This is a genomic window from Streptomyces sp. S6, from assembly GCF_054880855.1.
The window spans coordinates 1-7,753 of the sequence record NZ_JBTYMC010000309.1 but is presented as its reverse complement, the minus strand read 5'-3'; the positions used below and the strand labels follow the sequence as shown (position 1 = coordinate 7,753).

The window sequence follows — 7,753 nt, the reverse complement described above, 5'->3', positions numbered from 1 at the left end:
GGCCGGAGCGTCGTCCGGCTCACCGCCGCCGACCCCGAGACCGGCCCGCCGCGCCTCGAAGCCGAGGCGCGCGCCGCGCTCACCGTCCACCGCGCCTTCGGCGCCACCCCCTACCAGCGGCTGTTCCCGGTGCTCGTCGGCCACGACCTGGACGCGGGCGAGCCGTTCCTCCTCTACGAGCCCCCGCGCGGCGAACCGGCCGCCCGCCTCTCCTACGGCATCTCCACCACCGAACAGCGCACCGTGGAACGCGACCTGGTCCTCGCGGTACGGCTGATGGAGAGCGTCGGACTCGTCCACCGGGGGCTCGTGCCGGCCGCCGTGCGCTGGGACGGCAAGCACGTCCAGGTGTGGGACCTCGCCTCGGCCGCCCAACTCGACACCCCCCGCCTCCCGTTCGGGACACCGCCGTACGCCTCCCCGGAACAACGGCGCGGGGTGGGCCGCAGCGACGCGCGGGACGCGCTGTGGAGCGCCGCGCAGATCGTCTACCAGCTCGCCGCCGGCCACCCCGGCGACCCGGACGGCCCGCCCGCCGACCTCTCCGCCTACCGCTCCCTCGAACTCGGCGACGCCTTCGCGCCCACCGCCGACGCCAGACCCCGACCCGCCTTCGTCCTCGGCCGGTTGATGCCGGGACCCGACCCGGCCGCGCTCGCCGAGGCCCGCCCCGACCCCCTCGAACCCCACCGGCAGGAGTACGACCGCGCGATGGAACGCAAACGCAGGGCGGCCGGCGTGGTCCCCGACACCCCCGCCGCCGAACCGGACCCCCAACCCCGGCGCCGCTCCCGGCTGTTCGGCGGGAGGGCCTGGTGACGACCCCGCACGAGCGTGTCCTGTGCCCCTACTGCCTCGAACACGTCCAGTACGACGAGTCCCGCCTGCACCGCCGCACCGAGACCTTCGCGTACGAGCGCCTCGACGCCGCCGAACTGGTGAGCCCCCTGCGCCGGGCCGACATCCTGCGCTCCGCGTTCCAGGCGTGCGCCGGTGACGGAAAGGGCGAACCGCACTTCATCCCCGTCCCCTACCTCACCAACGGCCGCCCCCTCACCGTCGCCATGATCGGCGCCTCCGGCAGCGGCAAGAGCCATCTCCTCACCCAGATGGTCGCCGAGGTCATCGGCGGCGGCCTCGACCCCTACGGGGTGCGCTGGCAGTCCGTGAACCCCGCCGACCACGCCGCGTTCGTCCGCGAACGGGTCGTACGGCTGCGCCAGGGACGGCAGTTGGAGGGGACCGGGCAGACGTCGTTCGCCGAGTTCGTGGAGGCGCTGCTGCTGACCGGCGCCGACCGGCAGGTACGGCCCGTCGCGTTCTTCGACCTCGGCGGGGAGGACCTGATCCGCACGGACAGCCTCCTGCGGTTCCTCCTCGGGGTCGACGCGCTCGTGTTCGTCGTCGATCCGCTGCTCGCCCTCAAGCTGCCGCACCTCGACGAGCCCCGCAAGGACGCCGGGCTCGAACTCACCGGCAGCGACCCGGCGTTCGAGACCGTCCTCGACCGGCTCCCGCTGCGCGACGGCTACCTCGACATCCCCTGCGCGCTGGTGGTCGGCAAGGCGGATCTGCTGCGCTTCGAACCGCCGGTGGACCGGTGGCTCGGGCAGGACGCCGGGTACGATCCCCGGCTGCTGCGGGAGGAGAGCCGGGACGCGTACGCGTTCCTGCGCAGGCACGCGGACCCCGGGTGGCTGCGGCCGTTCGACAGCGCGCTGAGGTGCACGCTGCACTTCGCGTCGGCGACCGGGGGGAGTGCGCGCGAGCGGACGTTCCCCCAAGGGGTGCGGTCGCGAAGGGTGTTGGGGCCGCTGGTGTCGATTCTCGCGATGTGCGGGATGTTCACGAAGGAGACGGGTGGGGTGGGGGCCGGTGGGGGCGGGAGTTCGGGCGGGGCCGGTGGCCCGGGTGGTGCCGGTCGCCTCGGCGGGACGGGAGGGGTGGCCGGTGGCGGACTCCGCTGAACTCGACCGGCTGCTGTTCCGCTGGGAGGGCAACCGCGACCGGTACGTCACCGGGATCGCCGCCGCCGCGTACTCCTGCGGGGAGACGCGTGCCGAGGAACTCCGGGCGCTGCTCGCGCCGTTGCTGCGGGTCGAGGGGGAGCAGAGCCGGCGGCCCAGCGTCGTCCGGTGCTTCGACCCGGCGAGCGGGGACGCCGTCGTCGTCCACCGCAGGCCCTCGCTGGACGCGCGAGGCCGGGAGTCCACCGTCTCCCGTGCCCTCGTCGGGAGCCCCGGGCTGCTCACCGCCCGCGACTCCGTCACCCTCGCCATGCCCGCCTGGGACTGGCTCGGGGTGCCCGACGAGGCGTCCGGGGAGCTGACGAAGGTGCCCGCCGACGCCGTGCGCCGGCAGATCGACGGCCTCCTGCCGACGTACCTCGGCAACGTCGCCTACATCCGGACGCCGCTGGAGATCGCCGTCGCCCAGCTCGTCCGCACCCCCGAACGCCGGCTGACGTTCCTGCGCCGGGACGTCCAGGACCTGGACAAGGTCAACTACGCGCCCCTGCTCATCTGGGGGGTGTGCGCGATGCTGGGGGAGTGGCTCGGGGACACCTCCCTGACCTACGCCAGCTTCGACACCCAGGCCGACGCACGGCTGAGGCTCGTCTGCGTGCCCGAGTGGCCCCGGTCGGCGGTGGGGGGCGCCGGGGCCGAGCGGATCTCCTTCACGGAGGCGCCGCGTGACGAGGCCCGGGAGGTCGCGGGGCGGCTGGTCGAGCTGTTCCTCGCGGAGCCGGGGCGGCCCGAGGGGCTCCTGCGGGTGTTGCGGGGGTGTCCGGGGCCGGGGGCGATGGGGGTGGGGGAGAGGCTCGACGCGTTGATCTCGGGACTGGGAGGTGGGGGTGGTACGGGGACGACGCCGGCGGTGGAGCCTGTGGCTGTGCCGGAGCCCGAACCTGTAGTACCCGTAGTACCCGTACTGCCTGTAGTACTCGAACCTGAGCCGGCGCCGACGCCCGGACCCGCTCCCGAGCCGGAACCCGTAATACCCGTAGCCCCCGTAGCCCCCGTAGTACCCACGAACTACCCACCTCTTCCTCCCACCCTCCTCCCACCCCTCCCCGAGCAGTACGACCCCTACGACCCGCACACCCCCGACCCCGAACCCGCCCCCACCCCCGTACCTCCACCACCCCCACCCCGAACCGACCGCCCCCTCCCGTGCCGCGCCCGAAAGCTGGGCCGGGTCACCAAATACATCTCCCTGGACTGGTGGAGCCAACGCCCCACCCGGCAGGACCCGCCCCCGGCCCTCGACCGCCTCCCCGACCACGCCCTCTGCGAGGAACTCGCCCGCCCCGGCCTCACCCCCGAGGCGGCCCGCGCGATCCTGCGGGCGCTGGAGCGCCGGACGAAGTGGCGCACGCACGGGGAGGCCCTGAGCCTCGCGGGGACGGTCATCGGCCACGGCATGTACCTGCGGCACGACTGGCGCGCGGAACTCGCGAAGGGGAACTCCTGCCACGGGGGAGCGGCAGGCGCCGCGCGCATGTTCCGCTGGGCGGTGCAGCCGTACCTGCGGCGCCCGGAACTGGAACGGCAGGCCGGCCGGCTCGTGGAGACGCTGGGCGGCCGGCACCCGTCACCGGTCGGCGAGTTCTGGCAGCGCACCCTGTTCGACCAGGACCCCGCCCCGGACCTCCCGCCCCGCCTGTGGCGCGAACTGGCGAGGACCCGCCCCTGGGAACAGCGGGACGAGTCCGGCCCCGCCGAGCCGCTCCCCCTCACCGAAGACCTCACCCCCGTCATCGAGTTCAGGCACCTGGAGGCCCCCCTCACCCCCTCCCCCCACCGCACCCCCTCACCCCCCGACGACACGGCGAAGGCCGTCGTCATCGGCCTCGTCCTCCTCGCCCTCTTCGTCCTGCTGATCCTCCTCCTGCGCCGGTAAGCCTCTTACCCCCCTCCGACCCCACCGTCCCCGCCCGTACCCGCCCCCTTCACGCCACCGCCACCCGCCCCACCCCCCTCGTTCGGCCCCCCTCGCGACACTCCTGGCGCAACGCATTCCGACGCGAACCGGCCGGAACGAAACCGCCCAGGTCGAGAGGTCCCCCCATGTCAGAGGTCAACCGGCGCCGCTTTCTCCAACTCGCGGGTGCCACCACGGCGTTCACCGCGCTGTCCGGGAGCATCGAGCGGGCGGCGGCGCTGCCCGCGAACCATCGGACGGGGTCGATCGAGGACGTCGAGCACATCGTCGTCCTGATGCAGGAGAACCGCTCCTTCGACCACTACTTCGGCAAGCTGCGCGGTGTGCGCGGCTTCGGCGACCCGCGTCCGGTCGTCACCCGGCAGGACGGCAAGCCGGTCTGGTACCAGTCGGACGGCACGAAGGACCTCCTCCCCTTCCGCCCCGACCACGACGACCTGGGCCTCGCCTTCGTGCAGGACCTCCCGCACGGCTGGAACGACGGCCACGCCGCGTTCGACGGCGGCAAGTACGACAAGTGGGTCCCCTCGAAGGGCTCCACGACGATGGCGCACCTGGAACGCGGCGACATCCCCTTCCACTACGCCCTCGCCGACTCCTTCACGGTCTGCGACGCCTACCACTGCTCGTTCATCGGCTCGACCGACCCGAACCGCTACTACCTGTGGACGGGTTACACCGGTAACGACGGCCAGGGCGGCGGCCCGGTCCTCGGCAACGACGAGGCGGGCTACTCCTGGACGACGTACCCGGAGCGGCTGGAGAAGGCGGGCGTCTCCTGGAAGATCTACCAGGACCGGGGCGACGGCCTCGACAAGGCGGGCGGCTGGGGCTGGATCCAGGACGCCTACCGGGGCAACTACGGCGACAACTCGCTCCTCTACTTCACCCAGTACCAGAACGCGAAGCCGGGCGACGCCCTCTACGAGAAGGCCCGCACGGGCACGGACGCGAAGGCCGGAGAGAGCTACTTCGCTCAGCTCAAGGCCGACGTGAAGGCCGGCAAGCTGCCGCAGATCTCCTGGATCGCCGCCCCCGAGGCGTTCACCGAGCACCCCAACTGGCCTGCGAACTACGGCGCCTGGTACGTCTCGCAGGTCATCGACGCGCTCACCTCGAACCCCGAGGTGTGGTCAAAGACGGCCCTGTTCATCACGTACGACGAGAACGACGGCTTCTTCGACCACGTCGTCCCGCCCTTCCCCGAGCAGGGCCGCTCCACGGTCGAGGTCGGCCCCGACCTGTTCGAGGGCGGCGACGCGGCGGGCCATGTCGCCGGCCCCTACGGGCTCGGCCAGCGCGTGCCGATGATCGTCGTCTCGCCCTGGAGCAAGGGCGGTTACGTCTGCTCCGAGACCCTCGACCACACGTCGGTGATCCGCTTCATGGAGCGCCGGTTCGGTGTCCACGAGCCCAACATCTCGCCGTGGCGGCGCGCGGTCTGCGGCGACCTGACCTCGGCGTTCGACTTCTCCCGCAAGGACGTCCGCGCGGTGCCCCTCCCGTCGACGGACGGCTACAAGCCCCTCGACGACAAGCGGCACCCCGACTACGTCCCGACCCCGCCGGCCCACCCCGCGCTGCCCCGCCAGGAGCGCGGCCACCGCCCGACCCGGCCCCTGAAGTACGCGCCCAGCGTGGACGCGAAGGCCGAGGGCGGCGCGCTGACCCTGACGTTCGCCTCAGGGGCGCACGCCGGTGGCGCGTTCCTCGTCACCACGGCCGGCGTCACTCCCCGGAGCTACACGACCGGTGCCGGCAAGAAGATCTCCGGCACCTTCCCGGGCGCCTCCTACGACCTCACGGTCCACGGCCCGGCCGGGTTCCTGCGTTCCTTCAAGGGCGAGACCGCGCACGCGGGCCCCGAGGTCGTCGCCCGGCACGTCGGCGACCACGTCGAGCTGACCTTCACCAACAAGTCGAAGGAGACGGTCGAACTCCGCGTCACCGACGCCTACCGCTCCCGCACCACCACGGTGAAGCTCCGCCCGAAGGCGGTCCTCAAGCGCACCGTCGAGACGAGCAAGGGCCACCGCTGGTACGACCTGACGGTGACCTCCCACTCGTCCTCCACGTTCCTGCGCCGCTTCGCCGGTCACGTGGAGAACGGCCGGCCGGGGGTCAGCGACCCGGCGATCATCACCGAGTAGCACGGGTACTACGGGTAGTGCAGGTAGTACGGGTACGGGACGGCCGGGTCAGATGTACTTGGCCGTCCTGTACCCGTGCTCGGGGTCGGGGTTCTCCGTGCGTTCCACGGCCTTCGGACTCCACGTGTTGGGGGTGACCAGCCCCCACTTCGCGCGCAGCGCCGCGTGCTCGGCCTTGTTCATGGTCACGTACCACTGACCCCAGCGGCACCACCCCATGGGCTCGTCGCTCTCCGTCGCCACCGCCTTCACCAGCTTCGCCACCAGCGGCTTCACCCCTTCGGCCTTCGCCTCCAGGACCTGGTTCATCCGGTAGGTGGCCTGGTCGCCGTGCTGGAACATCGCGTACGGCGAGTCCTCCATGTGCAGCCCGTGCTCCCCCTTGACCGCCTTGCCCGAGCGCCTCACCGGGGTGTCGGAGCTGTTCGCGACCCCGGCGTTGAGCCGGTTCAGCAGGTGGACCTTCGCGTCCGACGCCTCGGCGATCTGCCCGCCGCCCCTCGTGGCACCCATCCAGGAGTACGCCTCGTGCAGGTCGTAGTCCCCGGTGTACAGGAGCGTCTTCCAGGTCGGGACCTCTGTCCTGAGCTTCGTCAACGCGGCGCCCCCGCCCGGCTGGAGCAGCGTGATCGGCACGTACTGAATACCGCCGGCGCCGGTCTGTACGACCCCCAGGTCCAGGACGCTCGACGGCGGGTTGTCGATGCGGACCCCCTCAAGCCCGGCGTCCCCCCAGTGGCCGACGAAGCCGTCCAGGTCCTCCTTGGCGAGCCATTCCAGCACCTGGTCGCTCTCGGCGCCGTGCGCCTTCTTCACCGAGCCCGGCTTGATGGACTTCTCCAGGATGGTGTGGGGTTTCGGCTTGGCGCCCTCCGCGAGCCGCTTGATCGAGTACTCGCCGGTCTCCCGCACGGCGATCGTGTAGTGGTACTTCTGGCACACCTCCGCGATGGGCGCCCAGTGTTCCTCCCACGCGATCTGCCGGAGCGTCGCCGCGCGGGGCCCGTCCGCGACGGTTCCGACGCTCCCGCCCGCGCCGGGGGTGTAGGTGGCCGCCGCGAAGGCCGTCAGCGGATCGACGGACGAGGAGGACGACGAGGAGGATGACGAGGACGACGCGGTCGCGCCCTCCGCCTCCTCGTTCGTCATGCGCTGGACGGCCGTCCCCCGGGCCCGCTGCACCGCCGCCCCGTCCGGCCCCGCCGCGACCGGCCCGGACATCACCCGGCGGGCCGTCGCCTCCGCCTCCCGCTCGAACCGGTCCGCCGGGTCCGACAGGCTCAGCCCCGAGCCGTCGTCCGTGCCCGACACCGGACCCGAGCGCTGCTGCACCACGTGCACCAGCTCGTGCGCCAGCGTGTGCCGGTCGCCGCCGCCGTCCCCGATCACCACGTGGTGCCCGGAGGTGTAGGCGCGGGCGCCGACCTCCGCCGCCGACCGCTGGGCGGCCACGCCCTCGTGCACCCGGACGTCGGAGAAGTCCGCGCCGAGCCGCTGCTCCATCTCGGCGCGCACCGGCTGTGCGAGCGGCCTCCCGGACGAGCGCAGCACGTCGGGCACGGTCGAGCGCTGCACGGGCTGCTCGTCGTCGGCGTCCCGCCGCCGCTGGACCATCCGCGCCACCGCCGCGTTCCCGACGGCGCGTTGCAGGGGCGCGA

4 protein-coding genes and 1 pseudogene are annotated in these 7,753 nt (G+C 72.7%); 4 read left to right on the top strand and 1 reads right to left on the bottom strand.

The features are described from left to right. From ACVNF4_RS29350 to ACVNF4_RS29335, 4 genes and pseudogenes are all read left to right on the top strand, one after another. Positions 1-819, top strand: a pseudogene (locus ACVNF4_RS29350) (hypothetical protein); the annotation flags it as partial. Beyond that, positions 816-1,967, top strand: coding sequence for a hypothetical protein (locus tag ACVNF4_RS29345; protein WP_461805910.1), 1,152 nt, complete (start codon positions 816-818; stop codon positions 1,965-1,967). The pseudogene ACVNF4_RS29350 and the gene ACVNF4_RS29345, both read left to right, overlap by 4 nt. Continuing rightward, complete coding sequence (locus ACVNF4_RS29340; RefSeq protein ID WP_461805909.1) at positions 1,951-3,903, top strand: hypothetical protein; 1,953 nt, start codon at positions 1,951-1,953, stop codon at positions 3,901-3,903. The genes ACVNF4_RS29345 and ACVNF4_RS29340 overlap by 17 nt, the downstream gene beginning before the upstream one ends. A 167-nt stretch (positions 3,904-4,070) precedes the next feature. Further along, positions 4,071-6,095 carry a phosphocholine-specific phospholipase C gene (locus tag ACVNF4_RS29335; protein ID WP_461805908.1) on the top strand — a complete coding sequence of 675 codons (2,025 nt, stop codon included), beginning with the start codon at positions 4,071-4,073 and terminating at the stop codon, positions 6,093-6,095. 48 nt (positions 6,096-6,143) lie between these two features. Here ACVNF4_RS29335 and ACVNF4_RS29330 read toward each other — a convergent pair. Then, positions 6,144-7,753 (bottom strand): eCIS core domain-containing protein (locus ACVNF4_RS29330; RefSeq protein WP_461805907.1); only part of this gene is annotated, 1,610 nt, incomplete at its 5' end.